The sequence below is a fragment of the Exiguobacterium sp. s152 genome (genome assembly GCF_018618335.1).
Lineage (GTDB): Bacteria > Bacillota > Bacilli > Exiguobacteriales > Exiguobacteriaceae > Exiguobacterium > Exiguobacterium chiriqhucha.
This window is the reverse complement of the sequence record NZ_JACSLX010000025.1, coordinates 1-1774: the sequence shown is the minus strand read 5'-3', so window position 1 is coordinate 1774 and position 1774 is coordinate 1. Positions and strand designations below refer to the sequence as shown.

2 protein-coding genes are annotated in these 1774 nt (G+C 49.9%); both read right to left on the bottom strand.

The features are described 5' to 3' along the window. Positions 1-490: 490 nt before the first annotated feature. Complete coding sequence (locus tag KNP72_RS15655) at positions 491-697, bottom strand: hypothetical protein (protein ID WP_214834426.1); 207 nt, start codon at positions 695-697, stop codon at positions 491-493. Positions 698-1086: 389 nt separating this feature from the next. Further along, positions 1087-1542, bottom strand: coding sequence for a JAB domain-containing protein (locus KNP72_RS15650; protein WP_214834422.1), 456 nt, complete (start codon positions 1540-1542; stop codon positions 1087-1089). Between the last annotated feature and the right edge of the window lie 232 nt (positions 1543-1774).

The following is a 1774-nucleotide window of genomic DNA, read 5'->3' as shown; positions in this document are numbered from 1 at the left end:
AATTAGGCTACCTCACACCGATAAAATATGGTGTGGTGGCAGCCTAATAAGGTGTTTTTATTAGTGTCTCATATAGCTAGGTCAGTCTATTCGACAGTTGTTTTCTTTGTTTATGATAATTCAAAGTGTGTATGGAATCTCGTTGAAGTGCCATAAAAACCTCAAGGGTCAATTGATATTGAACGATCAAGGATAAATTCCCCCTCTCAGAAATTTACTTAGAGACAAAAATATAGCTTCGTTTGTCTAATCATACCATTTCTGTAACAACACCATTGAGCTGAAAGGTTTACCGTGTGTGTCATGATACGCTCACAAATAAACTCGAGTTGTCGTTCCTTCTCCTATGTCCCGTCTTTGGATGCGTCCCAGTCCTCGAACATAGCAACCTTCTCGGCGCCATGTTCCTTGTCGATGACACGCATCCATCCGGGATGTTCCATCAGTCCAGATACAAATTTACATATATGATCCGCTTTCTTTTTACACATTACGCATGTCGATTATGGCGAAGCGTATTAGTGCTAAAGAAGACGGTGAGGTGGGTCAAGCGTTCTCCTTCCTTCACATCACAAAGCAGATCCATGCTCACAAGTTTTAAGTCGTCAAAATCTTCTTGAAGCCGGTCAGGAAGGCGTCGAAGCAATACCTCCGTCATCTCGTCCATCGTCTGTTGATCTAGTTGGTAGCTGTCCATCTGAATCATCCTCTCCTGTTGTTAGCCTCATGATACCTCGCATCTAAGCAGGCAACATCTCGCCTAATTTCACGTAAGCCCTGGTGTTGTTTCAAACAAGCCCTAGGGCTTGTTTCGAAAACATGCTCATTTTCAATAAACAAACTGTGTTTTCACTCCTGACATTTCATCAAACAATCTTCTTACGAGACAGACCAAAACAATGTTCAATCTTCACACACGAACCATCTCGTTTTCGTTATGCGAAAACGGACCTTTTCCGGATCCCGCTCTATGGATCCAGGCGAGAGCACGCGAGTCGCCCCTCTCGTCAAAGAAAAACGCACGTTTTTCGTCCTTGCCCTTCCCGGACGGACCGGGACCGGTCCCCCGGCCCCACTCCATTCCGTTCAACCCATGTACCCTCGCTGTTTCATGCTGACGTACGACTCTTCCGCACCGAGGATGAGATGGTCGAGCACCGGGATGCCGATGAGGTCCCCTGCTTCATGTAACCGTTCAGAAACGAGGATGTCCTCCCGGCTCGGTGTCGGGTCCCCACTCGGATGCTGATGACAGACGATGAGACACGAGGCGTTGTTCAGGATGGCGCATTTAAAGACTTCCCGCGGATGGACGACGCTCGAGTTGACACTCCCGACATGCGCCCGGTGGGCGCCGATGACCCGGTTCTTCGTGTTGAGCATGATGACGAGGAACACCTCACGGTCGTCGTCCCCGATGAACGATGACCCGATTTGTCGGGCGCTGTCCGGCGAGTGGATGATGGCATGCTCGAGGGCGACCATTTCCTCGCGAACCTCTTGTTTGATACGGATGACCTCGATGATGGCGGATAGTTCCATGTTGGTTTGTCCCCTTTCGGATAAGCTGTGCTCAGAACGAACACCGTTGTGCGTCCTGTTGACGGGAACGAAGCGAGCGTCGGGAGACGGTGCAAGGGCGACCGCAAGGAGAGCCTCAAAAAAATGCGTAGAGCGCACAGAGGACCAGGCTTCCGTAGCCAACGAGCGAAAAGCCTCGCTTTGAGCCTAAAGCGAAGGAAGACGGGCCGGAGGGCGCGTCATTTTTTTGACG